We start from the raw sequence: 24,468 nt of genomic DNA, 5'->3' as shown, positions 1-24,468 counted from the left end.
ATGACTGCTCAAATCCTACCCCGAGACTGGCTGGAAACCGTCATCATTCGCAATGTCCGCAAGGACGACTTACCCGCTCTGGAATGGGACGGCGAGTTTAGCCACTTCCGACGGGTATATGCGGAGGCTTTTGAGCGGGCTCAGATGGGTTATTCCGTCCTGTGGGTCGCCGAATTACCTGAGAAGGGCATTATTGCACAGGTTTTTATTCAATTGATTTGCAACCGCCACGAGCTTGCAGATGGGATAAAGCGCGCCTATTTGTACTCCTTTCGCGTCCATCATGATTTTCGAAATCAAGGTTTAGGCAGCCACATGGTTCGCCATGTGGAAATGGATTTAATTCGGCGTGGGTTTCAGTTCCTCACCCTGAATGTCGCCAGAGATAATCTGGATGCTCTACGCCTCTACCTGCGCCTGGGATTCCACATCGTGGCCGCAGAACCCGGCATCTGGTCGTTTGTGGATGACAAGGGCGTTCGTCAAACCGTCGAAGAACCTGCATGGCGCATGGAAAAGAAACTATGCTAATCGGTGCTCATTTTCTTTGCAGTTCACGTAACAATTCCTCACCCCGAATACCGGATTGCAGCAATCGTTCCGCCCAATCCCGTTTGAACCACAAGTTCAAAACTTCTTGCTGGCTGCTGGTGAACTGAATCCCCACATAACCCGGTTGTGTTCCCGGTAATGCAGTTGCGGGTATTTGAAAAATGGTGTTCAAAAGACTGGCGGCCAACTCCCCTAATTCAGCCGGGTTGGATAAACTTCCGACTGTCACAAACAGACGAACATCGGTTTGCATGACAGCAAATCGAACATTTTGTCCTTCGGCATTTACACAATTTTCACCAAACGCTTCCGCAACAACCCTTACATTTTCAAACCCCGCCTGTTTGAGAAGTTGATCCATCTGTTGGCTTTCCTCCGGTAAGGATTGACTCGCCCAGGTATACGCACAAGGTGTTTCACTCCAATTGGATGACGTAATGGAAAGGCTCTGTGTATCTGGGTTAGCGGGTGTATTGGTTCGGCTTTTCGAATCAAGTGAGAAATTTTCCTCCAGCGATTGAGGTATCTGTAAAAATTGACAGGAATTCAAGAAAATTGCGAAGAAAAGCCCGATCAGCAGAATTGGAATAAACTTTTTTTTCGTCACATCAGATCCTTTTGAAACCACAGCCATACCGACGCGCGAGTATTTCGTTCCCAGCCTTCGGTTCTACGGATGAGACGCAAAACCGACAAAAATCGTTCCACATCGGTTTCGTCAATCCCATGAGCTTCTTCCGGTGACCTTCGATAGTGGGCATACAGTAGAAGATCCCCTCCTTGCTTGAGCAGCCTTTGAACGTTGTGGAGATACCTTTCTCGTTCCCTCATTTCCAATTGATGGAAACAACCAATGTCCAGAATCAAATCAAAACCCGGTGAAATGGCGTTCAAATCGGTCACGCTTTCCACCCGCAATTCAGCGTTCAAACCACATTGAGTCAACTTTTCCCGCGCCAGAGAAATAGCCCGCCGAGAGAAGTCCACACCGATAACCTGCCAACCCGCTTTTACCATTGTAACGACATTGGTACCCGTGCCGCACCCCAGGTCCAATGCTCGGCCAGCGGGATGAGAGGCAAGATACTCCGTCAACTCTGGCGGCGAGATGCCCGTATCCCAGGGCGGTTGACCAAACAGGTAACGCCATTCATATTTCAATCGTTTCAACCATTCTTGCATAAAAACATTGTAGCCTCAATCACCAATTTCGTCACCCCAGATTTTGTGGCTGCTGATATAATAGGCAGGGTTTGTGGGAAAGAAAAAGCCAAAACCGAAGGGGCATGCTTTGACAATTTATCACTTGGGCCTTAAAATAAACGAGTTAATTCCATGTAATCCAGAAGGGTTTGTTTCATGAAGGAATATACCACTGAGTCTATCCGTAATATCGCCCTCGCCTCTCACAGCAGCGCCGGCAAGACCATGCTGGCAGAAGCCATGCTTCATCTGACCGGAGCGACCACTCGTCTCGGTAGAGTTGAAGATGGCACAACGATCTCCGACTTCGATGAGGAAGAGATTCGCCGTGGAATTTCTCTTTACACGAGCGTACTTCCCGTCGAATACCGGGATGTCAAAATCAATCTACTGGACACACCCGGTTATACCGATTTCATCGGCGAGGTGATCTCCGCCTTGCGTGTTGCCGATGGGGCCATCATCGTAGTCGATTCGGTTGCCGGTGCAGAAGTGGGTACTGAAATTGCCTGGAACTACTGTAATACCTTCCAATTACCCCGCTTCGTGGTCATCAATAAAATGGATCGCGACAATGCCAATTTCCAAAAGGCATTAGCCTCCATCCAAAACTTGACCGAAACCCGACTCATCCCCGTTCAATTGCCTTGGGGTGAAAAGGCCAGTTTTCAGGGTGTCATTGACCTGATCACCATGAAAGCCTACAAAGGCGATGGTAAAACCATCGTGGACATTCCCGCTGAATACCGTTCTGCCGCTGAAGAAGCCCGTTTTGCACTGGTCGAAGCCGCGGCAGAAGGCGAAGACGAGTTGCTGGAAAAATACCTCGAAAGTGGTGAATTGAGCAACGAAGAGGTTGTTCGTGGTTTGAAAGCCGTCATCCGGCAGGGTAGTTTCGTGCCCGTCTTCGCCACTTCCGCCACAACCGAAACCGGCATTTTCCGCCTGTTGGATGCCATCGTTGACTTCTTCCCCTCTCCGGCAGAAATTGCGCCGGTAAAAGCCATTGGTAAAAACGGCGAGGAAGAGCTGTTAACCGCCTCCGATTCCGGCCCACTGGCAGCCTATGTCTGGAAGACCACTGCCGATCCCTTCGTAGGTAAACAAACCTTCTTCCGCGTGTACTCCGGCATGGTTACATCCGATAGCCGGGTCTGGAATCAAAATAAAGGTGTTGAAGAACGGTTTGGCACCGTCAGTATTCCGCGCGGTAAAGAGAACATCCCCGTAAAAGTGATTCACAGCGGTGATATTGGCGTGGTTCCAAAACTTTCCGAAACAGTAACCGGTAACACACTGGGAGATAAAGCTCATCCGCTCACCCTGCCCGTTCCGGAATATCCCAATGCGCTTTACCGCGTGGCAATCTTCCCCAAAACCCAGGCAGACTCGACCAAGATCAGCCCAACCCTCACCCGTTTGTGCGAAGAGGATATGACCCTCTCATGGTACAACGAACCGGCAACTTTGCAGACCATCCTGCAAGGCATGGGCGATCAGCACATTGATGTAGCAATCCGCCGTGCGGAAACCAAATTCCAGGTCAACCTGCTCATCGGCGAGCCCAAAGTTCCGTATCAGGAAACAATCACCCGCAAAGCCACCGCCATGTACCGCCACAAGAAACAAACCGGTGGTGCCGGCCAATTCGGTGAAGTTCATCTGCGGGTTGAGCCTTTGGCAGACAAGGACTTTGATTTTACCTGGGAAGTATTTGGCGGCGCCATCTCCCAAACCTATGCCGCATCCATCCAGAAAGGTATCCAGAACGTCATGAAGGAAGGTGTTTTGGCGGGCTACCCAATCCGCGGCGTGCTGGTGGCTGTCTACGATGGTAAGGAACACCCGGTTGACTCGAAACCAGTAGCTTTTGAAATTGCTGGCCGCGAAGCTTTCAAGCTGGCTTTCAAAGACGCCGGCCCGGTACTATATGAGCCAATCATGAACGTCCAGATCATCGTCCCCGAAGAAAACATGGGCGATGTATTGGGTGATCTGAACACCCGCCGGGCGCGTGTTCAGGGTATGAACACGGAAAAGGGTCGCTCGGTCATCACCGCCACGGTGCCTCTGGCTGAAATGCTGCGGTACACCACCCAATTGCGTTCGCTAACCGGTGGAAGAGGCATCTTTAACATGGAACTGGCCGGCTACGAGATGGTTCCCCCGCACATTCAAGCCGAAATTGTTGCCCAACGGCAGAAGGAACTGGCTGAAAAACGCGAGGAATAAGCCCTTCACCGATAATCGAGAGGTTTGTTTGCGCCCAGGTAATGGCTCAGGCAAACCTCTTTTTATTTTTTGTGATAGGCTTAAGTCATGGAACAAAATCCAGATTCACTTGAGCTTTTCTGGGACAACCTGCTTTCGCGAAACCCTGCTCAAATCGAAAAAGCCTTTCTGGAACTGGATAAACACTCAAAACAAGCCATTATTGCCCATTTACAAAAAATGACCAGCGAGCCCGGCTGGCACCCAGAACAGGTGAAATCAGCTCAGATTGCGTTGAAAATTATCCATATATCCATCCAAAATGAACGGAAAGACAAGTAAAAACCGGTTGTACTATCTGAAAGTTTCTTTGTTATTTCTGGCGATTTGGGGTTTGCTGGCGTTTGGTATCCGAATTGCTAGTGGAAATAATATCCTCGGGGCAGATTATTACACGTTTTACACAGCTGCAAGAATGTATCTTCTCGAAGGCAAGAATCCCTACTCCGAAGAAGTAACCCAAATGGCTCAACTGGGTATCCTTGGCAGGCTGGCACATCCCGATGAGGATCAGCTAGGTTTTGCATACCCCATTTTTATGTTATTTTGGGTTATGCCTTTTGCATGGTTGGATATCTCTATATCCCAATCGTTGTGGATGAGTCTGAATTTATTGCTTTTTCTTACCTGTCTGTATCAAATTTATAAAGAACAAAAATCCTTTATCTTTATTGGCCTGACTTTCTACCCGTTCTGTTTTGGAATCATATTGGGCAATTTTAGCAATCTAATCAGTGTGATTCTTCTATATTCCTTTTATGTCTTGATACTTAGCAAAGAGATGCCAAAGCCTCGTCATCAAATCTATATCGGATTCTTGCTCGCATGGACAATTGGTAAACCTCAAATTTCTTTGTTACTCCTGATTTTTGCATTATTGATTTGTTTGAAAAGCCACTATTTTTACACAATTCTGGCATTTTGCCTCTCGATAATGGTCTTTGTTATTATCAGCTGGGTGCTTTTACCTGATTGGTTAAGTTTTTGGGTAGGTCAATTGCAAAAATACGCTATTTACAACCAATCTACCCCCGCTTATTTACTGTCTTCTATCATGTCTTTCACTCAAATTCCGTCGACCTTTTGGACTATGGTTGTGATGGCAGGAACAATTCTGACTTTTTTTGTTTGGTTAAGGGTTGTTTATAAACCAGAGAATATTGAGATATCCAATTTGTCCTATCTTAACTTGTTGTTCTTTGTCCTGCTTTCAATTCTTTCAGTATTCCTCATGCCAAGAACCCTTTCGAATGATCAGTTACTGTTAATTCTTGGGCTATTTATTGGGAGCAAACCTTTTATTAGTCGGGTTGGGCTTACTCTAAAGATATTATGGATTTTTCTTTCAGCCTTTTCCTGGTTGACTTTTGCTGTCCCTTTACCTGCACTTTCCAGTACAAATGTGGTTTTTCCTTTCTTCTTTACAACCTGCTGGCTTATCGTTTTTTTACTCCTATACACCAAATTTAAACCAAAGGCAATCGTGAATGCACCTGCATGAATTCCTGAAATTGATGGATCAATTCGTCCACAGCAAAGGCTGGTACGAAGCCGAGAGCCCGCGCCCGCAAACCCCACGCAATATTGCCATCTCCCTCTGCCTTGAAACCGCCGAGGTTTTGGAACATTTTCAATGGTCAGAAAACTCGACCCAGCCCGATCAACTGGCGGGTGAACTGGCCGATGTTGCCCTTTATCTTTTTCAACTGGCTCATCTGAGCCAGATTGACCTCGAACAAGCCATATTGAAGAAATTACGAGAGAATTACCAGCGCAATTGGGATCAGGATCAGGTAAAATAAGAGACATTCATTCAGCCATGAATATCACCGTATTTGGAAGTTCAAAACCCCAACCGGGACAGCCGGCTTACGAAAATGCCTTACGTTTAGGTCGTTTGATCGCTGAAGGCGGTCACACCGTCTTGACCGGTGGGTACATGGGCACCATGGAAGCCGTATCGCGGGGCGCTGCTGAGGCCGGCGGTCATGTGATCGGTGTGACCTGTGAACAAATCGAACGCTGGCGAAAAAACGGCCCAAACCGCTGGGTGAAAGAAGAATGGCGCACGCAAACTTTATTGGAACGAATTCAACGGTTGATCTATGGTTGTGATGCTGCCATTGCCTTACCCGGTGGCGCCGGAACACTGGCCGAAACAACCCTCTACTGGAATCTACTGGTGATTCAGGCCTTACCCCCCCGCCCGCTCGTTCTGGTCGGGGAAGAATGGAAAACCATTTTTGAAACCATTCGACACGAAATGGCTGAAATGGCTAACCCCGCCGATTGGGATAAACTTCTCTTCGCAAGGGATGTTGACCAGGCCTACCAGTTTGTTGCGAATAACCAATCCAAAAAATCAGGATGAAGTTGCATGAGCACCGAAAAATTACCCACCCGAAGTGAAAATTTCTCTGAATGGTACAATCAAGTCATTCAACGAGCCGAAATGGCTGATTACGCCCCTGTACGCGGCTGTATGGTCGTCCGCCCGTATGGCTGGGCCTTGTGGGAAAACATTCAGCAGGCGTTGGATAAACGTTTTAAGGCAACCGGTCACGTCAACGCTGCCTTCCCCCTCTTTATTCCCATGTCTTTTTTGGAAAAAGAGAAGCAACATGTTGAAGGTTTTTCCCCCGAGCTGGCGGTTGTAACCATCGGCGGCGGTGAAAAACTGGAAGAACCATTAGTTGTCCGTCCCACCTCGGAAACTATCATCGGTTACATGTACTCCAAATGGATCAAGTCTTATCGGGACCTGCCGGTTCTCATCAATCAATGGGGGAATGTGGTCCGTTGGGAAATGCGCACCCGCCTGTTCCTGCGCACGCTGGAGTTCTACTGGCAGGAAGGCCACACCGCCCATGCGACCGCCGAGGAAGCCGTTGAAGAAACTGTCCGGATGTTGAATGTTTATACCGACTTTGCCATAAATGAAGCCGCTGTGCCGGTCATTCCCGGCAAAAAGAGTGAAACGGAGAAATTCGCCGGTGCAGTAGATTCGTACACCATCGAGGCGATGATGGGCGATACCCGCGCGTTGCAGGCGGGAACTTCTCACTTTTTGGGACAAAACTTCGCCCGTGCTTTTGAAATTCAATACCTTGACCCGAACAACTCCCTGCAATACTGTTGGACAACCTCTTGGGGCCTATCCACTCGTTTCATCGGCGCAATCATTATGACTCATGGGGACGATCAGGGATTAATTCTCCCGCCGCGATTGGCTCCCATTCAAATTGTGGTAGTACCGATCTACAAAAACGATCAGGAACAATCAAAAGTTTTTGCTGCTGTACAGCAGGTTGAAAAACAACTTTCCGCATGGCGGTTCAAAGTGGATCTACGAACCGAGGTCACCCCCGGTTTCAAATTCAATGACTGGGAATTAAGAGGGGTGCCGCTCCGCATTGAAATTGGGCCTAAAGATGTGGATCATGGGGTTGTAACACTTGCCCGACGTCACCTACCCGGCAAGGCTGGTAAATCCACCCTGCCTGTGGATCAACTATCGATTCAGATTGGCAATGTTTTAGACGAAATCCAGGCAGCCCTGCTGGAAAGGGCCACCCACTTCCGCGACGAGCATATTTTTGACCCGAATAATTATGAGGAACTGAAAGAAGTGGTGCAAAACGGCTGGGCATTCTCATGGTGGTGCGGCAGCGCGGAATGTGAGGCCAGAGTCAAAGAAGACACCAAAGCCACCACCCGCTGCATGCCGCTTGACCAACCGGAAGGTAAAGGTACCTGTATTGTGTGCGGTAAACCAGCCCAGCGCAAAGTCTACTTTGCCCGCGCATATTGATGGACGAATGCCGGCAGTCTCGCTCACCCATTTAAAGAAACAAATTGAGCTATTGCGCTGGAAATATACCCAGCCCAAAGAATATGTCATTCAGTTGCGAAACTTACTGGATACCTATTCAGATCACACCTACCGTGCAGCAGCCAGCGCACCAGAATCCAGCCGTCAAATAGAGGCTTATCACGTACCGCCGGTTGTAGTTCGACAAATCGAACTTTCCCTTTACGCTCTGGTGAATGAAAACCCAACACCGGCGTTCAATTTAGCAAATGTGCTTTGGAAAGAGGATAAAGAGGAGCCCCGCTTGCTGGCGACCTACCTGTTAGGGCTGCTTCCACCATCTGAATTTGAACATACTCTTCAAACCATCGAAGAATGGGCATTTTCAGAAAAGGACCGCGAATTGCTCGAAGCACTTTTTGAGCGAGGCACAGTCAACCTGCGTCGGCATGCCATTCAACGCTGGCTTGCTAAAATTCAAGATTGGGCATCCGGTATTTCAATCCCATCTAAAAAGCTCAGTTTGATGGCTCTTTTGCCCTTGCTCAGCGACCGCGAGTTTGAGAATCTGCCCCAGGTGTTTGATCTTTGCACACCTCTCTTTCAAAGCAGCCCTAAAGCCCTAAACCACGAATTGAGTCAGGTGCTGATCACTTTAGCCGAGCGAACGCCGGCCGAAGTGGTTTATTACATCCGCCAGTTAGTCGGCTCGGCAGCATCGGAAGATCTCCGCCGCTTGATCCGCCGCTGTTTACCTGCCTTTCCAGCAGAGGTTCGAGAAAGGATTCGCCCTGTTCTTCAAAGGTCAACTCCTCCAGGATAAGCGGGTTCTGCCTCCGAAAGAAGCGAGGGTTTTCTCAAAGTTGTTGAAATTGAGAGGTCTTTGATCACCCTGCCTTCCAACGCTTCCCCGTGAGCAGCAGAGGAATCCCTTTTATTGTCCTTGAGAAACCCCCTGGCCCGAAGGCAATACGATCCCACAAATTAACAAAATTCTGGTATAATTTTGCTTCGTGACTGGACCTTTCGGCGGTGAATGCTGCTGAAATGGAGACCTGCTCAATAAAATTCAATTCTGTAAGGAGATAGCAGACGTCATGACCTTAACAAAAGAGGCCAAAGCCGAAATTATCGGCGAATACCACCGCCATGAAAGCGACACCGGTTCGCCAGAAGTACAGGTGGCAATTCTAACCAAGCGCATTAACCAGCTGACGGAGCATCTGCGCAGTAACAAACATGATGAATCATCCCGTCGCGGATTGCTCAAAATGGTTGGGCGCCGCCGCCGACTACTGGCATACCTGCGCCGCAAAGACCTGGCGCGGTATCAGGCACTTGTTGAGCGGTTGAACTTGCGCTACCGCTAAAAATCAAAAACGAGTAGATGGCGGCAAGGAATACCATCTACTCGTTTTTTGAAGCATGCGCTTCAACTGCGATAATTGAATAATTTAAAATCACCCCCACGGTTGGGTATTGAAACCTGCCGAGGAAATGGATTCCTCGTCAGATTTCAGTCCCTAACCGGGTGGGGGAATAAACGAGAGGATAAAAATGAGTAAACCTGAAGCAAAAATTTACACAGCCCAGGTCGGTGGTCGTACCATAACCATCGAAACGGGCAAATTAGCCGGTCAAGCGGGTGGCGCTGTCACTCTACGACTCGGCGATTCAATTGTCTTTGCCGCGGCAACCATGGGTGGCGTTCGGGAAGGTATTGACTTCTTTCCGCTATCGGTTGATTACGAAGAGCGCATGTACGCCGGGGGGCGTATTCCGGGTTCTTTCTTCCGCAGGGAAGGAAAACCTTCCGATGAGGCAATCCTCATCTCGCGCCTGATTGACCGCCCTCTGCGCCCGCTTTTTCCAAAAAATATGCGCAATGAAGTCCAGGTGATTTGCTTTTCCTTGTCAGCCGACAAGGATAATCCGCTTGACATCCTGGCTGTCAACGCTGCCTCAGCGGCTTTGATGATCTCCGACATCCCTTGGGGCGGGCCAATTGGCGCCGTGCGAGTCGGACGCATCAATGGTGAATTCATCATCAATCCGACCTTTGATCAAAAAGAGCAATCCGACCTGGATTTACGTATCGCTGGAACTCGGGAAGCCATTTTGATGGTGGAATGCGGAGCCGATATCATTCCCGAAGATGTAATGGTTGAAGCCTTGATGTTCGGTCATCAAGCCCTCCAGCCACTGATTGATGTTCAGGAAAAAATGGCTGCCGAAATCGGCAAACCCAAGCGTGAAGTTACCATCGAAACGCTCGATGAGAGCCTTGTAGAACGTATGCGTCAACGGGTAGCAGCCGAAATCGAAGCCCGCCTGGATGCGCCCCACACCAAATCGGAACTCAACGAAAGCCTTGACGAATTACGCGAAACCGTTGTGGCCGAATTCACCGCCGAGGACGAGACCCTCACCAAAGCGGCAACCGAAGCCTTTGATCAGGTCTTGAAAGAAGTTGTGCGCAACCGCATCCTTAATCGTGGGATTCGACCGGATGGTCGTACCCCAACCGAAATCCGTCCCATCTGGTGCGAAGTGGATGTTTCACCCCGCGCCCACGGATCCGGTTTGTTCACCCGCGGTGAAACTCAGGTGTTGACGCTGGCCACCCTCGGCACTCCCAAAGAAGCCCAGGAACTGGATAACCTGACCCCGATTGAAACCAAACGTTACATGCACCATTACAACTTCCCGCCCTATTCAACCGGGGAGGTTAAACCTTTGCGCGGTCAATCCCGCCGGGAAATTGGTCACGGTGCTCTGGCTGAACGCGCCTTAGTACCCGTTATCCCGCCAGAGAAAGAATTCCCCTATACTCTCCGCCTTGTTTCCGAGGTGCTCTCTTCAAACGGCTCCACTTCGATGGCGTCCGTTTGCGGTTCCACTCTGGCTTTAATGGATACCGGCGTGCCAATCAAAGCACCGGTTGCTGGGGTGGCTATGGGTCTTATTAAGGAAGGCGACCGCTTCCAAATCCTGACCGATATTCAGGGGATGGAAGATCATCTTGGGGACATGGATTTCAAAGTTGCCGGAACGCGGGAAGGCATTACTGCCCTCCAGATGGACATCAAAATCAAAGGCATCACCGCTGAGTTGATGACACAGGCTCTGGAACAGGCTCGTCAAGCACGCCTTTTCATTCTCGACAAGATGCTGGAAGTCATTCCGGCCCCGCGCCCTTCGCTTAAACCGCATGCTCCGCGTATCACCATCATTCAGGTTCCGGTAGATAAAATTGGCGCCATTATCGGTCCGGGCGGCAAGATCATCCGTGCCATCCAGGAAGAAACCAATACCAAAATTGATATTGACGATGACGGTACCGTTTATATCGCTGCAACGGATGGAATTGGCGAAAGTTCCGCCCGTGAACGAATTGAATCGCTCATCGAAATCCCGCAGGTGGGACGAATTTACACCGGTAAAGTGGTCAGGGTAACCGATTTTGGTGCCTTTGTTGAAATCCTACCGAACGTAGACGGGATGGTTCACATCTCGCAGCTGGATAGCGAACGGGTTGCCAGCGTTCAGGATGTCGTGGATGTCGGCGACGAGATCACCGTCATGGTGACCGGTATAGACGAATCCGGAAAAATCCGCCTTTCACGGCAAGCCGTTTTAGAAGGATGGTCACTGGAAGAAGCCCAGGCAAATGACCGCAATGGCCGCAGCGGAGGCCGACCTTCGGGTGGGCGTCCATCCGGTGGCAATCGGCCATCCGGTGGTGGAAGACCGGGTGGTGGTGAACGGCGTGGCGGTGGGGATCGCGGTTTTGACAACCGCGGTGGGCAACGTCGCCGTTAATAGCCGAACATATCGAGAGACCATCCCAAAGCTGATCTACCGCCCACCGGTTTCGGTGGGCGGTTTGTTTTTCACTTATCCTGGGTAGGCAGGTACGGCATGGAATGGCCTTGCAATCCCATCCGCTCTGCCAGAGCTGCTCTCATCGCTACGCGATCATCCCATGGATACTCAATCTCTCCAAAACACATGGATTGCTCGTGACCCTTACCAAGCGCCATGACCAGATCGCCAGGTTTTGCCAGCTGAACAGCCAGCCGAATTGCCGCACCCCTGTCGGCTACACGAAAAAGATTTTTCCCCTCGACTCCCCCACTGGATCGAGCAGCCTTTGCCATTTCCTCTAAAATCTCTTCCAGCGATTCGGTGCGCGGATCCTCTGCGGTCAAGATGGTCACATCTGCCAGTTCTGCGGAAGTTTCTGCCATCATCCGTCGTTTAAGCCGATCCCGCAGCCCGGCCGAGCCAAAAACCGCAATTACTTTCCCGCTGGTCATCTGGCGAGCCGTTTGAAGAGCCCGCTTGAGCGCATTGGGAGTGTGGGCAAAGTCAACAATTGCAATAAAATCCTGTCCTAAATCTATCTGTTCCATTCTGCCCGGCACAGGATTTGTCCTCTCCACCCCAAGCGCGGCTTCAGCCGGTGGAATACCTACCCCCCCAATCGTTGCCGTCAGGGCTGCCAGAATATTGGAGATATTGTACTCTCCAACCAGGCGGCTGTGGATTTCGATAAGTTTTTCGCCCTCAAAGCAAACTTGAAAGACCAACCCTCTCGGTGTGTACTCTGGATGGAGTGCCATAAAATCGGCTTGATTAACTACACTGTAGGTTAGCTTTCGGCCACTGATCAGGTCGTTCAGGTAATCATAAGATTGGTCATCACGATTGAGTACCGCCAGTCGCGGATTTCCCTGTGGTTTTTCAACCGTAGATTGCAGATGTTGAAACAAGCGCGCTTTAGCAGCCCGGTAAGCCTCATATGAGCCGTGATAATCCAGGTGTTCATGGGTGATGTTGGTAACAACCCCGATGTCAAACTCGCAAGCAGTCACCCGATCCTGTGCCAGACCGTGTGAAGTCGCCTCGAGAACCACATGGGTTAGTCCGGCATCCCGCATTTTTGCCAGATAACGTTGCACATCCGGTGCTTCCGGTGTAGTAACATGAAATCCGGTGTCAATGACCTCATCCCCAATCACAGCATTCACCGTGGAGATGATCCCAGCTTTTAATCCCGCACTGCGCAGAATGGAATAAATGATGGTCGAAGTGGTTGTTTTCCCATCAGTGCCGGTTACACCAATCACCGTCAACGACCGCGCCGGGTAGTCAAAAAAAGCCGCTGAAAGATACGCCAGCGCCGGCCGTGTTTCTTCCACCTGAATATAGGGCAGGTCGGAGGGAACTTCACTCAACGGTTTACTGCCAACCACCGCAGCCGCGCCTCTTTCCACTGCCGAGGGAATAAAGCGATGCCCGTCGGTATTTCCACCACTCAACGCCACAAACAGGTAGCCCGGCTGCACCTGACGCGAATCCAGCACGATACCGCTCACCTTTACCCCGCTCAGGTTTTGGGCAGCCAGCACTTTTACTGGCAAATTTTGAATGAGTTCTTCAAGTCTCTTCATCGTAGCAGATAACAAATGCCACCTGTCATTTTATATCACAGGTGGCAAAAATCTCCTACCCAAAAAAGTTTTTAGAGCAAGGTCTGGCGCAGCCCTTGTAGTTGACCAGCCACCGATCCGTCAATCACCCGATCACCAACCTTGATGATCAATCCACCTAAAATCGAGGGGTCAACCCGGAAGGTAACCGAGGCCGCTCCGCCCAGTCTGGCGAGGATATCCTGCTTGACCGATTGTTGTTCCGCCTCGGTAAGCGGTAATGCGCTGGTAATCTCTGCGGCCTGTCCGCTGATCGTTTCATTTTCCAAAACGACCACCTTACCGCCCCGTACACCTGAGAAGAATTCTTCCAAAAGTGCGTGTTGGCGTTGTTCGTCCAGCGTTTGGCCAATCAACTTTTGGGTTGCTGCAATTGCCAGTGCCGCAATTTGACCGCGTACTTCGCTCAATACACGATTACGTTCCTGTTCAATCTCCGCCATTGCCTGTTCACGGGCTTTGGCAATTTCGGCATTGGCCTGCAAGCGCACATCTTTGGCAGCTGCTTCCGCCCGTTCGGTTGCTTCTCTCACAATTTCGGCTGCCTTTTGCTGGGCTTCAGAAATTATCCGGCTGGACTCACGTTCTGCATTTGCGCGCGCCTCGGCAGCCACCCGGGCATCTTCCAGTCCCTGCGCAATTGCCCGCCGGCGTTTTTCCAACTGGGCTGTCAGGGGTTTATATACCCACTCTTTCAGGACAATAAAAATGATCCCAAAAGAAAGGATTTGGATCAAAATAAAGCCTAGATTGATGCCTAACTTTTCCAAAGCGACCTCCTCACAACACGAACAACATCAAGAATGCAATCACCAGACAGTAAATCGCAATCGCTTCGGAAAAAGCAATACCCAAAATCATGTTGGTAAGCAGATTACCGTAAGCATCCGGGTTGCGAGCCATGCCCTGCAAAGCGCCCTGCACACTCAGGCCAATCCCAATCCCGGCGCCGAGCGCACCAATCATCGCCAGACCCGCGCCAATAAATTTTGCTGCTAAAACGATGTTGCCTTCCATTGTTTGTTGACCTCCTCGAATGTGGTGGATAATTTCAAATTTCAGTGATGTTCTTCTTCACCGTGACCGCGGGTCGCCATTGCCATAAAGACCATCGTCAACATTCCAAAGACAAAGGCCTGAATGACGCCCATGAAGACCTCAAACATGTAAATCATGGATGGCACGAAAACAGGCAGCAATGTCGCCACCAATGCCACCAGTACGAAACCGGAAAACATAACACCAAACAAACGGAATGTAAATGAGAGGATTTTAGCAAATTCTGAAATCAATTCCAACAAACCCACCAGAAAGTCCATAAATCCGAAAAAGGGTTTTTTGAACATCGTGGTGAAGTTAATGAATTTGGTGAAATACCGCAATCCCTGAGTCTGAACCCCAATCACCTGCGTCATGAACACCGAAATCAAAGCCAGAGCCAGGGTGAAGTTCAAATCCGTGGAAAGCGCACGGAAGAAGGGGGTCACGATATATCCCTCCCCGTGTTCTGCTTCACCCGGAAGAACCGTGTAAACATTCCCAAACAGATTTTGAATCGGATGACCGGGCTCATAATGATGCATCACCCCAATGGATTCCATACCCGGCAATATTTTCATCAGGTTGGCAACCAGTACCAGAATCATAATCGTGGCAAACCACGGGAAAATGCGCCGGGCATGTTTTCCAGCCGCCGATTCGGTCAGGTTGTATAAAACCTCAATCAAACCTTCCATCGCACCGGCAATTCCGCGCGGGACAAGGTCACCTTTCCGAAGGCTCTGCCGGACAGCAAATGCCATGGCAATGATGATCAGATCAACGACCAACAAAGTCGGCAGTGTGTTGACCAGATAAAAATCCCCCAGCGGGCCTAGATTGAATAAGGGTTCTTCAATTATTCTTTCGGGAGCAACTTGAATGTGAGGCTGGACAGGGACGGCAATGTTGATGGCTACAACACTCAAAACGATAAACAACAGCACAATCCAACGGTTTTTTCCCCAGCGCCATTTACGCGTTGTTTCCAAGACCCGTTTCCTCCTTTTTACCAGATTTGTTCGATATACCAGAGCCGGGTTTAATCTTTGAAACCGCCAATCGGACAATCCAGAACATGATTGCCAGAGAGATCGGGATGCTTACCACCAGCAATCCCACGGTAAACCACGGGCGGGTTTCAAAACGGTTATCCAGCCAGATGCCTGCAAAGACCGCTGCCAACACAATCACCAGAGTAACACACCCCACCTGCGCCGTTACACTCGCCAGGGTCAGGTTGAGAATTTTTTGGCGTCGTGAAGGTTCATCGGCGTTTGGTTGGCTCATGACGAAAACATTATATCAGATGGAAAATTGTGCGTCAATAAATCCAAATTGCGCTTGTAGCAGCCTGTGCCAACGAATACCACGGCGCAAACCAGAAACCAATCAGCAGGATACCCGCCAGACACACCCACAAGGCAATCCTCCAAGCCGGGGTCGGAGGGAAAACTTCCTTCTCTTCAACCGGAGGATGCAGATAAATCACTTTGAGGACATTCAAGTAGTAGTATAAACCCACAACCGCATTGAATACCCCAACCAGCACCAGCCAGATCAACCCTCGTTCAACGGCAGCCGCAAAGACCAACAATTTCGCGAAGAAGCCAGCAAAAGGAGGAATGCCCCCCAGGGAAAGCAGCGCAGCCAACATGGCAAGCCCCAAACCGGCAGACCGTCGGTTCAGTCCAGCCAGCGCACTGATCTCATCCGAACCCACCCTACTCTCGATGAGGTTGACGATGCCGAAAGCAGCCAGATTGGTCACCAGATAGGCAATCAGGTAATAAATTACCGATAGCGTGCCCAATTCCGAATCGGCAGCAACCCCAATTAAGATATAGCCGGCATGAGCAATCGAAGAATAAGCCAGCAGTCGTTTGATACTGCGTTGTGCAAGTGCAAGGTAATTTCCGATGAGCATACTGGCAGTTGCAAGAACCGCAATCAACACCGTCCACAAACTGCCCTGTCCGGCAAAGGCAATTTGAAGAACCCGTAAGAGAACCGCAAACCCGGCCGCTTTGCTGGCTGTTGAGAGAAATCCCGCCACCGGTGTTGGCGCACCCGAATAAACATCCGGCGCCCAAAAATGGAACGGCGCTGCAGAAATCTTGAACCCGAAACCGACCAGTACGAGAACAATCACTAATTCTGCTAACCCGACCGGTAAATTACCCGCTTGAAAAGCGGAACGCAATTCATAAATCTGGGTAGTGCCGGTCAGACCGTAAATCAGACTAAAACCGTACAACATAACGGCTGAGGTAATTGCCCCAAAAAGAAAATACTTAATGCCGGCTTCTACCGAACGGTCATCCCGCGTCAAGAAGCCTGCCATGACATACAAAGGAAGCGAGGTAGTTTCAATCGCCAGGAAGAGCAAAATCAAATCTGCAGCCGAAGCCATCAGATTCATCCCCAGCGTGCTGATCAACAAAAGGGCATAGAATTCACCTCGTTTTTTCAATGCCTCAAACTGGCTGGCAAACAGAGCGGTCAATGCGGCTGCGCTCATGAAAATCATCCGAAATACAAATCCAGCGGCATCGAATCGCAGCATTCCGCCCCACTCCACGCTGCCCTGGCCCTGGGGCATTGAAATTCCAGCCGAAATCCCCATGATCAGGACAATCCCGATACTGGTCATCCACCCCAGCCATCTGGCGCGCATCTGAGGCTGTTTAAGCCAGATTAGATCGAAAACTAATAAGACGATTGCAAGAATCAGCAACCCGATTTCAGGAAAAATGGAGCGCCACATTTCAGGAGTGAAGGCAGAGCTCACCGGCCACCTCCAATCAGGGCTAAAATGGATTGAACCCCGGGTTCGATCAGACGGGTCAGGAGCGAGGGAAACCACCCCAGCAATATCATCACCAGTGCTAACATTCCAATCACCAGTTTATCCTTACGGGATATATCGGTAACGCTTTGATCCAGCGCTGGGGGAATTTCCCCAAAGAAAACCCGCCGCACAACCAGGAAGATATAGGCTGCGGTGATCAGAATACCGAGGATGGCTACGATAGCCACCAGCGGAGCCACCTGCCACGCCCCCATGAACACCGGAATTTCCGAAACAAAACCCGAAAAACCGGGCATTCCCATCGAAACCAAACCGCCAATGATAAACCCCACCGCTGCCCAGGGCATTTTTTGCACAAGACCGCCCAACGCCCCAATCTCGCGAGTATGGGCGCGATCATACACCATTCCAACAATCGCAAAGAAGAGAGCCGTCATTACCCCATGGGAAAACATCTGCATTCCGGCTCCCAGCAAGCCGTCCCGGTTGAGGGTTGCAAAACCAATCAGCACCAATCCCATGTGTGAAACCGACGAGAAGCCAATGACATACTTGAAATCGGTCTGCACCATAGCAATAAAAGCTCCATACACCACATTAATTGTCGCCAGCAGCAATATAGCCGCTGCCCAATACTGCGCCCCTTCGGGTAATAATTGAATACCAACCCGCAAAGCCGCAAAAGCGCCAACTTTCATTTCCACCCCGGCCAGCAGCATTGAGATGGCGGTCGGGGCAGCGACATGGCCATCCGGCGCCCAACTATGGAAGGGAAAAATGCCTCCCAAAATGGCAAAACCCAGAAAGACAAACGGGAACCACAAACGCTGAAATTCTGCCGGGAAGCCAGCCTGTTCCAATGCCAGCAAATCGAAGGTTCGCAAACCGGAGCCAAAGTAAATCGCCAGGGTGCCGACCAGCGCAATTACCGAACCAATGAAAAGGTAGAGGGTTAATTTCATGCCGCCATATTCACGCGTCTTTGGGTAACCCCATACCACAATCATCAGATACTTTGGAAAAACAGCCAGTTCAAAAAAGAAAAACAGCAGGAATAAATCCAGTGCACAAAAAACGCCCAGAACACTCGCCCCCAAAAACATCAGGAACGAAAAGAACTCACGCGGGCGATCCTCGACATTCCATGAAACCAACACACCCGAGAAAATGACCAGTCCCGAAAGCAAAACCAGCGGCAGGCTGATTCCGTCAATACCCAGTTTGTAATGGATACCAAATTGCGGAAGCCATTTTGCTTCTTCGAGGAATTGATAGCCTCCCCGACTGACATCATAAGTAAAATACAGGACAAAAGACATTAGCAGGATCAGTGTGGCTGCCACCAGTGCAATCCGCCGAATCCAAACTCGATTTTCGGCAGGGAGGAACAGCAGAATGATCCCGGCTACAATGGGAGTGAAGATCAGAGCGCTCAGAATTGGAAACTGCATCACTCACCTCTCAAAACAGAAAAGCTACCGCGCGATTGATCACATCCAGCAGCCACGCCGGCCAAACCCCTAAAATCAGCATCAGGATCATCAGGGGGGCAATCACCATCATTTCCCGGCGGGTCATATCGGTCAAGTGACCCAGCCAGCGGGCATTCAGCGGGCCGTGCAGTACCATCTTCAAGGCTTTGAGAATATAAGCTCCGGTAAAGAACAGGCCGATCATGGACAATGCTGTTGCCAGCGTCATCACCGGCCACGCCCCTCTCACCACCAAGAATTCCGAAATAAAGCCGTTTAACCCCGGTAGCCCAAGTGATGCCATCGCCGTAAAGATCAATACACCGCCATAAACTGGGACTACGGCAAATAAACCGCCAAAATCATTCAGATCACGGGTATGGGTGCGTTCATACAACACACCCACCAGGAAGAACATCCCAGCAGCACTGAGGCCATGATTGAACATTTGCAGCACCGCCCCGTTCAGGGCGATGTTCTTGTCCAGCAGTGCTACCGGCGAACTCGTATTTAACAGGGCTGCGGCAGCAGCAATGCCCAGAACCACGAAACCCATGTGATTGATGGACGAGTAGGCAATCAAACGCTTAAAATCATTTTGCGCCCAGGCGCCCAATGCTCCAAAAATGATGGCAGCCACCCCCAGTAATGCCAGCGCGCCGGCATATTGCTGCGATTCAGCCGGAAAGAGCGGCAAAACCAGGCGTAAAAAGCCATAGGCACCCAGTTTAAGCAACACTCCCGCCAGAATCATTGAACCGGCGGTTGGCGCTTCGGTATGGGCATCCGGCAGCCAGGTATGGAAAGGCCAGACCGGAACTTTGATGGCGAACGCCACCACAAATGCCCAAAAAGCAATTGCCTTGACGGTTGCAACCGGTAATCCAATTGGAATGCTCAATTCATTCAGACCCGGCCAGCGCTGATACAATTCCAGCAAGTCAAAACTGCCTACTGCCACTCCCATCAGTTGAATGGCCAGCAACAAGCCAAGCGAGCCCCCCATGGTGTACAACACAAATTTCAGCGCGGCGTAGTTGCGATTTTTACTGCCCCACTGGGCAATCAAAAAATACATCGGCACCAGGCCGACTTCCCAGAAAACGAAGAACAACAATAAATCCAGTGCAAGAAAGACCCCTAACATGCCCGTTTCAAGCAAAAGAAACAGGATCATGTAGGACTTGACCCGCTCTTCGATGCTGTAGGATGCCAGGATAGCCAACGGGGTCAATAAAGTGGTCAGCAGAACCATCGGCAGAGAGATTCCATCTACCCCCAGATGATAGGAAGATCGAATAGCACTGTACCACTCGGCTTTTTCTACAAACTGAAAAGGCACGCCAGGGCTCGGTTGAGGATCAAAACCTGCCCAGACCACAAGAGTAAGGACAAACGGAATCAGCGAGGCAACCAGAGCAAAATTACGCAGCAGAGTGGTTTTGTCTTTTGGCAGCAGCAACATCACCAACGCAGCCACTGTGGGGGTGAACAGGATCAGGCTCAACAGATGATTGGTAATCAATTCCATCCTCTCCATCCTCCCCGATCAACCAATCACCCACAGGAAGTAAATCAGGATGGCAACCATCGCCGCCAATCCCAATCCAACCGTCGCATAAATCTGCACTCTACCGGATTGCAGCGAACGGAGAAAAGCACCCAGATTGCGTGTGCCGGCAGCCGTCAGATCGCCCGCGCCATTAATCACGGGCAGATCAATCCATCTCCGCAGGGATTTTCCCAGCCAAACCCCAAAACCGGCAATCGAATGCAGCGCGCCATCAATTATCGTGCGATCCAGCCAACGATCAGTTAATGTTTCAGCCAGCCAGCGCGCCGGCCGGATGAACGCCCATTGGTAGAATTCATCCACATAATACTTATTTCGCAGCAAAGTATATATCCCTCCCAATGGCTTTTCCAGCGGATCAACCGGTCTGACAACACCTCGATAGGTCAGCCAACCCATCCACAAACCGCCTAGCGCAACCACTACAGAAACCCCCAGTGGCAGCAGACTGAAATGCGCCGTTTCGCCATGCGAGACCAGCATGCTCCCGACAAATTCCTCAAACCAGTTTGGCAATAGCCCACCAACCGCCGGAAAGTACTCCGGAATCCCCACCCAACCCGCAGTGATTGCAAAGAATGCCAGAATGACCAGCGGGATGGTCATTACCGGCCTCGATTCATGGGCGTGCTCGGCTGAATGACTGCGCGGTTGTCCCAAAAAGGTCAAGGTGATCTGGCGCATGGTGTAAAAAGCGGTCAAAAGGGCTGCCGCTGCCAGCATCCAAAAAATCGCTGTCTGTCCGCTGGCATACGCACCGGATAAAATCTCATCCTTTGACCAGAAGCCGGCGGTGATCAACGGAAAGCCGGAAAGTGCCAGTCCCCCCGCCAGAAAGGTCCAAAAGGTCAGCGGCATCTTTTTCCGCAAACCACCCATGTAAAGCATGTTTTGCGGGTCAATGTTTTCACCCGTGTGAAAGACCCCATGCTCCATGCCATGAATGACCGACCCTGAACCGAGGAAGAGCAAAGCCTTGAAAAACGCGTGGGTGACCAGATGAAAAGCCGCAGCTACATAAGCACCCACCCCCAATCCAGCAATCATGTATCCCAATTGAGAAATGGTGGAGTAAGCCAGCACTCGCTTAATATCATTTTGAGCAAGGGCTATTGTCGCCGCAAAAAGGGCAGTAAATGCCCCCACCGCCCCCATTACCAGCATCGGCAAAGTCAGGTGATGACCGTCCCATCCGGCTGAGAGCAAGGGGAAGAACCGAATGACCAGATACACCCCCGCCGAAACCATCGTGGCAGCATGGATCATCGCCGAAACCGGGGTTGGACCTTCCATGGCATCCGGCAGCCAGATATGCAGCGGGAATTGCGCTGATTTTCCAATCGTCCCAATAATCAACAGAATCCCAATCAAACCTGCCCAGGAAACCCCCGCCAGGGGTGAAGCTGCGCTGGCCAGGCCGTTCAGGACAGCTGGATTGTTTAAAATCACCTGATAGTTCAATGTACCAGTCAGGGAATAGAGAGCAGCCAGCCCCAGCAGCATGAACACATCTCCCACCCGCGTGGTCAGAAATGCCTTAATCATGGCATTGCGTGCCGATTCTTTGGCATACCAGAATCCAATCAACAGGTAAGAGCAAAGCCCCATGATTTCCCAACCGATGTACAGCGTCAACAGATTATCTGTTATCACCAGCAAAAACATCGCAAAGGCAAACAGGCTGATCAACGCGAAAAAGCGCGCATACATCGGCTCAATGGAAGGGACACGATGCACATGCCCGTGCCCATCTCTGATTTCTGCGCCGTGCGGGGGCAAGCCGGGACGGTCGTGCTCACCCTTGGGTTGTCCAAAGTTATGGTACCCGATGCTGTAAATGAAAATCATCAACACCGTCCAGGCCACGAAGAAAAGGGTCACTGCACTGAGCGGGTCAATTTGGACTCCAATTTTCAGGGCGGCTGAGCCAGTTGGCAGCCATTCAATCGCCGCCGCAAAAGGAAACCGGCTGAGTTCTTCCGTTTGAACGGCGCGCCTAAAAACAATCATGCTGAGCATCCACGCCACCCCAGCCGCGATCAATGCCAGCCAGTGAGATAGCGCATTGTTACGATGAGCAAACAACACAATCGCAAAAAAAGCCAGCAATGGCAGTAGCGGAATGAGGACGATCAGGGTTTCAACAGCCATGCAATTTCGCCTCCCCCCTTTATCCTTTTAGCAGGGTCAGCTCATCCACCACTGGCGTTTGCCGCCGACGGTAAGCCGAAATGACCAGTGCCAGGCCTACTGCCACCTCAGCAGCGGCAACCACAAATACCATGGTGGTGAATGCCAATCCATGGACATACGGAGTGCTACGCATCTGAGCGTAATAATGCCAGAAAGCGATCAAATTGACATTGACCGCGTTCAGCATCAACTCGACCCCCATGAGAATTGCCACGGCATTTTTACGCGCCAGCGCCCCAAACAGGCCAATGCAAAATAAAGCCGCCGAAAAAATCAAATACCATGCCAACGGTATCATCCGTGTTGATCCTCCTTGCGATCCACCGCAATGGTGATTGCACCAATCAGAGCCGCCACAAGCAGCACCGATGCCAGTTCAAAGGGTAAGGCGTATCCCTGTGGAGAAACCAACGCCTGACCCAAATCCAAAAGATTATCGGCATCCGCTGGCAACTCTACCAGCATCGTCGTAAAACCCTGCCAGAGCGCAAGAAATCCCACAATGATAGCGAAAAGAAGCCCGGCAACCAGTCCAGCCGCGCGCCACCCCGGTAGAATCTGATCACCATGGTCTTCCATCACCCGGCGGGTCAACATCACCGAAAAAATGATCAGGATGGCAATTGCCCCAACATAGACCAGAACCTGAACCACGGCAAAGAAGGAAGACTGCAGGGTTACAAAAATGACGGCCACGCCCATTAAGGTCAACACCAGCCACAAGGCGGCGTGCATCATCCGGCGGGCAGAAACGACCATGGCGGCTGAAAACAATGAAACCAGCGCCGCAAGCAAAAAAACCACTTGAAGACCGTTCATTCTCCTGCCCCGTGTTTGGTAGATGTAGTCAAAACCTTTCGTAGGGGTTGCATGGGAAGGTTGGATTTTGTTTTCCTGCTCTGCGAAAGGCGCATCAATTGATCTGTCGCCCCCAGCAAAAGAAGGTTCACCAGCAGAAAGGCAATTACCTGCCAGAAGACCGGCAATTCCCTTGTCAAACCGCCGACAATTGCCATAGCCATTATCAATGCCAGAGAAAGGGGGGTAAGCACTTTCCAGTTCAAATTCATCATCTGGTCAATTCGAAAGCGCGGTAAAGTTCCCCTGAAAAGAATGGTCACAAAATAAACCACAAAGGTTTTCAACATGAGGTAAACAAATCCTAAAACCGGGATTTCCGCAGCCCCCGGCCCTTGCCACCCGCCCAGAAACACCGTTGCAAAAATCATTGAAACGGTAAAAGCGTGTAAAAACTCCGCCACAAAAAACATGCCAAATTTCAAGCCAGAGTATTCAATGTTGTAGCCGGCAACCAGTTCCGATTCGGCTTCGATTAAGTCGAATGGAGAGCGCCCAATTTCGGCAATGGAGGCAATAAAGAAAATCAATGCTGCCGCCGGTGCTGCCACGATGAACCAGACACTTTCCTGTGCTTGCACAATCCCATTTACACTAAGAGTGCCCGCCAGCATCACCGGCACCAGTGCCGAAAGCACGAGGGGCACTTCGTAAGAAATCAGTTGAGCAACCAGCCGAAAAGCCCCCAGCAGAGCGTATTTGTTATTGGAACCCCAGCCGGCCAGGATATAACTCATCTCCCCCAGACCGCCAACCGCAACCAAAAAAAGCAGACCGACATTCAAATCGGTACCCACGACCGTGACCGAAAGCGGTAGCACCGACCACAACAAAAGCACCGCCGCCACCGCCAGAATAGGGGCAAGATTGTAGGCGAATTTATCTGCACCAATCGGGGTGATGTATTCTTTGGTAAAGATCTTAAGCATGTCCGCCACCGGCTGAAAAATTCCCCACGGGCCGACGCGATTCGGCCCAAACCGGTCCTGGATGCGGCCGATCAATTTTCGCTCATACCAGATTAGAAAGACCACAAACAACATTGCGCCGGTAGCGAGAACCAGAGCACCGGTCAATTTGGCAATTATATCTACCCAGCCAGCAGGCAACCCCAATCCACCCAGCCAGCCAGTGTACTCTTGAATCACAAAGCCAAAAGGATCACGCAAAAAATCCATTGGTCTTCCCTG

24 protein-coding genes are annotated in these 24,468 nt (G+C 50.6%); 10 read left to right on the top strand and 14 right to left on the bottom strand.

Translation table 11 applies throughout. The annotated features are described in order from the left end of the window. Positions 1-531 carry a GNAT family N-acetyltransferase gene (locus AC812_RS12930; protein WP_061915444.1) on the top strand — a complete coding sequence of 177 codons (531 nt, stop codon included), beginning with the start codon at positions 1-3 and terminating at the stop codon, positions 529-531. 7 nt (positions 532-538) lie between these two features. Here AC812_RS12930 and AC812_RS17665 read toward each other — a convergent pair whose 3' ends face one another. Next, entirely contained in the window at positions 539-913 is a 375-nt protein-coding gene (locus AC812_RS17665; protein ID WP_061915441.1) for a hypothetical protein, read from the bottom strand. Between the two features lie 242 nt (positions 914-1,155). Then, positions 1,156-1,734, bottom strand: a complete 579-nt coding sequence (locus tag AC812_RS12920; protein WP_061915439.1) for a class I SAM-dependent methyltransferase — start codon at positions 1,732-1,734, stop codon at positions 1,156-1,158. A 177-nt stretch (positions 1,735-1,911) separates the two neighbouring features. On the opposite strand from AC812_RS12920, the gene fusA reads away from it, so the two are divergent. The 9 genes from fusA to AC812_RS12875 all read left to right on the top strand — a co-directional run bounded on the left by fusA (position 1,912) and on the right by AC812_RS12875 (position 11,659). Next, the gene (gene fusA / locus AC812_RS12915; protein ID WP_061915435.1) at positions 1,912-3,987 is read left to right on the top strand and encodes an elongation factor G; all 2,076 of its coding nucleotides are present in this window, start codon (positions 1,912-1,914) and stop codon (positions 3,985-3,987) included. 87 nt (positions 3,988-4,074) lie between these two features. Next, the gene (locus tag AC812_RS12910) at positions 4,075-4,308 is read left to right on the top strand and encodes a hypothetical protein (protein WP_061915432.1); all 234 of its coding nucleotides are present in this window, start codon (positions 4,075-4,077) and stop codon (positions 4,306-4,308) included. Between the two features lie 7 nt (positions 4,309-4,315). Further along, on the top strand, positions 4,316-5,527 hold the full coding sequence (locus tag AC812_RS12905; protein ID WP_062158926.1) for a glycosyltransferase 87 family protein: 1,212 nt from the start codon (positions 4,316-4,318) through the stop codon (positions 5,525-5,527). Then, complete coding sequence (locus AC812_RS12900; protein WP_061915425.1) at positions 5,514-5,828, top strand: MazG-like family protein; 315 nt, start codon at positions 5,514-5,516, stop codon at positions 5,826-5,828. Before AC812_RS12905 ends, AC812_RS12900 begins: the two co-directional genes overlap by 14 nt. A gap of 17 nt (positions 5,829-5,845) precedes the next feature. Then, positions 5,846-6,397 (top strand): LOG family protein, encoded by a 552-nt coding sequence (locus AC812_RS12895; RefSeq protein ID WP_061915422.1) that lies wholly within the window; start codon positions 5,846-5,848, stop codon positions 6,395-6,397. Positions 6,398-6,403: 6 nt separating this feature from the next. Further along, positions 6,404-7,837, top strand: coding sequence for a proline--tRNA ligase (proS, locus tag AC812_RS12890; RefSeq protein WP_061915420.1), 1,434 nt, complete (start codon positions 6,404-6,406; stop codon positions 7,835-7,837). Between the two features lie 7 nt (positions 7,838-7,844). Beyond that, positions 7,845-8,660 carry a DNA alkylation repair protein gene (locus AC812_RS12885; RefSeq protein ID WP_061915416.1) on the top strand — a complete coding sequence of 272 codons (816 nt, stop codon included), beginning with the start codon at positions 7,845-7,847 and terminating at the stop codon, positions 8,658-8,660. 274 nt (positions 8,661-8,934) lie between these two features. Further along, positions 8,935-9,207, top strand: coding sequence for a 30S ribosomal protein S15 (gene rpsO, locus AC812_RS12880; protein WP_061915413.1), 273 nt, complete (start codon positions 8,935-8,937; stop codon positions 9,205-9,207). A 187-nt stretch (positions 9,208-9,394) separates the two neighbouring features. Then, entirely contained in the window at positions 9,395-11,659 is a 2,265-nt protein-coding gene (locus AC812_RS12875) for a polyribonucleotide nucleotidyltransferase (RefSeq protein WP_061915410.1), read from the top strand. A 71-nt stretch (positions 11,660-11,730) separates the two neighbouring features. Here the strand turns inward: AC812_RS12875 and AC812_RS12870 are convergent, their stop codons facing one another. The 12 genes from AC812_RS12870 to nuoH form a co-directional block, all read right to left on the bottom strand. Beyond that, on the bottom strand, positions 11,731-13,293 hold the full coding sequence (locus tag AC812_RS12870; protein ID WP_061915407.1) for a UDP-N-acetylmuramoyl-L-alanyl-D-glutamate--2,6-diaminopimelate ligase: 1,563 nt from the start codon (positions 13,291-13,293) through the stop codon (positions 11,731-11,733). A 71-nt stretch (positions 13,294-13,364) separates the two neighbouring features. Further along, positions 13,365-14,102: a F0F1 ATP synthase subunit B gene (gene atpF / locus AC812_RS12865; protein WP_061915404.1), complete on the bottom strand. Its 738-nt coding sequence runs from the start codon at positions 14,100-14,102 to the stop codon at positions 13,365-13,367. A gap of 10 nt (positions 14,103-14,112) precedes the next feature. Next, complete coding sequence (gene atpE, locus AC812_RS12860) at positions 14,113-14,349, bottom strand: ATP synthase F0 subunit C (protein ID WP_061915401.1); 237 nt, start codon at positions 14,347-14,349, stop codon at positions 14,113-14,115. Between the two features lie 41 nt (positions 14,350-14,390). Then, positions 14,391-15,362 (bottom strand): F0F1 ATP synthase subunit A, encoded by a 972-nt coding sequence (locus AC812_RS12855; protein ID WP_061915398.1) that lies wholly within the window; start codon positions 15,360-15,362, stop codon positions 14,391-14,393. Then, on the bottom strand, positions 15,346-15,660 hold the full coding sequence (locus AC812_RS12850) for an AtpZ/AtpI family protein (RefSeq protein ID WP_061915395.1): 315 nt from the start codon (positions 15,658-15,660) through the stop codon (positions 15,346-15,348). Before AC812_RS12850 ends, AC812_RS12855 begins: the two co-directional genes overlap by 17 nt. A gap of 34 nt (positions 15,661-15,694) precedes the next feature. Beyond that, the gene (locus AC812_RS12845; protein WP_145962537.1) at positions 15,695-17,161 is read right to left on the bottom strand and encodes an NADH-quinone oxidoreductase subunit N; all 1,467 of its coding nucleotides are present in this window, start codon (positions 17,159-17,161) and stop codon (positions 15,695-15,697) included. Further along, positions 17,158-18,633: a complex I subunit 4 family protein gene (locus AC812_RS12840; protein ID WP_061915389.1), complete on the bottom strand. Its 1,476-nt coding sequence runs from the start codon at positions 18,631-18,633 to the stop codon at positions 17,158-17,160. Before AC812_RS12840 ends, AC812_RS12845 begins: the two co-directional genes overlap by 4 nt. 10 nt (positions 18,634-18,643) lie before the next feature. Then, on the bottom strand, positions 18,644-20,185 hold the full coding sequence (locus tag AC812_RS12835) for a complex I subunit 4 family protein (protein ID WP_061915387.1): 1,542 nt from the start codon (positions 20,183-20,185) through the stop codon (positions 18,644-18,646). A gap of 18 nt (positions 20,186-20,203) precedes the next feature. Then, a complete protein-coding gene (gene nuoL, locus AC812_RS12830; protein ID WP_061915380.1) occupies positions 20,204-22,378 on the bottom strand; it encodes an NADH-quinone oxidoreductase subunit L in 2,175 nt (724 codons plus the stop codon). 19 nt (positions 22,379-22,397) lie between these two features. Beyond that, positions 22,398-22,718, bottom strand: coding sequence for an NADH-quinone oxidoreductase subunit NuoK (gene nuoK / locus AC812_RS12825; protein ID WP_061915377.1), 321 nt, complete (start codon positions 22,716-22,718; stop codon positions 22,398-22,400). Next, positions 22,715-23,239, bottom strand: coding sequence for an NADH-quinone oxidoreductase subunit J family protein (locus tag AC812_RS12820; RefSeq protein WP_061915376.1), 525 nt, complete (start codon positions 23,237-23,239; stop codon positions 22,715-22,717). Before AC812_RS12820 ends, nuoK begins: the two co-directional genes overlap by 4 nt. Next, positions 23,236-24,456, bottom strand: a complete 1,221-nt coding sequence (gene nuoH, locus AC812_RS12815; protein ID WP_061915373.1) for an NADH-quinone oxidoreductase subunit NuoH — start codon at positions 24,454-24,456, stop codon at positions 23,236-23,238. Before nuoH ends, AC812_RS12820 begins: the two co-directional genes overlap by 4 nt. Positions 24,457-24,468: the final 12 nt, after the last annotated feature.

Origin of the sequence: Bellilinea caldifistulae, assembly GCF_001306055.1 — a bacterium.
GTDB classification, from domain to species: Bacteria; Chloroflexota; Anaerolineae; order Anaerolineales; family Anaerolineaceae; genus Bellilinea; species Bellilinea caldifistulae.
This window is presented reverse-complemented; position numbering and strand designations above follow the sequence as displayed.

Excerpts from the sequence above, each read along its gene's own strand:
- AC812_RS12930 (WP_061915444.1), top strand. The coding sequence starts at position 1 with ATGACTGCTCAAATCCTACCCCGAGACTGGCTGGAAACCGTCATCATT.
- AC812_RS17665 (WP_061915441.1), bottom strand. The coding sequence starts at position 913 with ATGGATCAACTTCTCAAACAGGCGGGGTTTGAAAATGTAAGGGTTGTT.
- AC812_RS12920 (WP_061915439.1), bottom strand. The coding sequence starts at position 1,734 with ATGCAAGAATGGTTGAAACGATTGAAATATGAATGGCGTTACCTGTTT.
- fusA (WP_061915435.1), top strand. The coding sequence starts at position 1,912 with ATGAAGGAATATACCACTGAGTCTATCCGTAATATCGCCCTCGCCTCT.
- AC812_RS12910 (WP_061915432.1), top strand. The coding sequence starts at position 4,075 with ATGGAACAAAATCCAGATTCACTTGAGCTTTTCTGGGACAACCTGCTT.
- AC812_RS12900 (WP_061915425.1), top strand. The coding sequence starts at position 5,514 with ATGCACCTGCATGAATTCCTGAAATTGATGGATCAATTCGTCCACAGC.
- AC812_RS12895 (WP_061915422.1), top strand. The coding sequence starts at position 5,846 with ATGAATATCACCGTATTTGGAAGTTCAAAACCCCAACCGGGACAGCCG.
- proS (WP_061915420.1), top strand. The coding sequence starts at position 6,404 with ATGAGCACCGAAAAATTACCCACCCGAAGTGAAAATTTCTCTGAATGG.
- AC812_RS12885 (WP_061915416.1), top strand. The coding sequence starts at position 7,845 with ATGCCGGCAGTCTCGCTCACCCATTTAAAGAAACAAATTGAGCTATTG.
- rpsO (WP_061915413.1), top strand. The coding sequence starts at position 8,935 with ATGACCTTAACAAAAGAGGCCAAAGCCGAAATTATCGGCGAATACCAC.
- AC812_RS12875 (WP_061915410.1), top strand. The coding sequence starts at position 9,395 with ATGAGTAAACCTGAAGCAAAAATTTACACAGCCCAGGTCGGTGGTCGT.
- AC812_RS12870 (WP_061915407.1), bottom strand. The coding sequence starts at position 13,293 with ATGAAGAGACTTGAAGAACTCATTCAAAATTTGCCAGTAAAAGTGCTG.
- atpE (WP_061915401.1), bottom strand. The coding sequence starts at position 14,349 with ATGGAAGGCAACATCGTTTTAGCAGCAAAATTTATTGGCGCGGGTCTG.
- AC812_RS12850 (WP_061915395.1), bottom strand. The coding sequence starts at position 15,660 with ATGAGCCAACCAAACGCCGATGAACCTTCACGACGCCAAAAAATTCTC.
- AC812_RS12840 (WP_061915389.1), bottom strand. The coding sequence starts at position 18,633 with ATGCAGTTTCCAATTCTGAGCGCTCTGATCTTCACTCCCATTGTAGCC.
- AC812_RS12835 (WP_061915387.1), bottom strand. The coding sequence starts at position 20,185 with ATGGAATTGATTACCAATCATCTGTTGAGCCTGATCCTGTTCACCCCC.
- nuoL (WP_061915380.1), bottom strand. The coding sequence starts at position 22,378 with ATGGCTGTTGAAACCCTGATCGTCCTCATTCCGCTACTGCCATTGCTG.
- nuoK (WP_061915377.1), bottom strand. The coding sequence starts at position 22,718 with ATGATACCGTTGGCATGGTATTTGATTTTTTCGGCGGCTTTATTTTGC.
- AC812_RS12820 (WP_061915376.1), bottom strand. The coding sequence starts at position 23,239 with ATGAACGGTCTTCAAGTGGTTTTTTTGCTTGCGGCGCTGGTTTCATTG.
- nuoH (WP_061915373.1), bottom strand. The coding sequence starts at position 24,456 with ATGGATTTTTTGCGTGATCCTTTTGGCTTTGTGATTCAAGAGTACACT.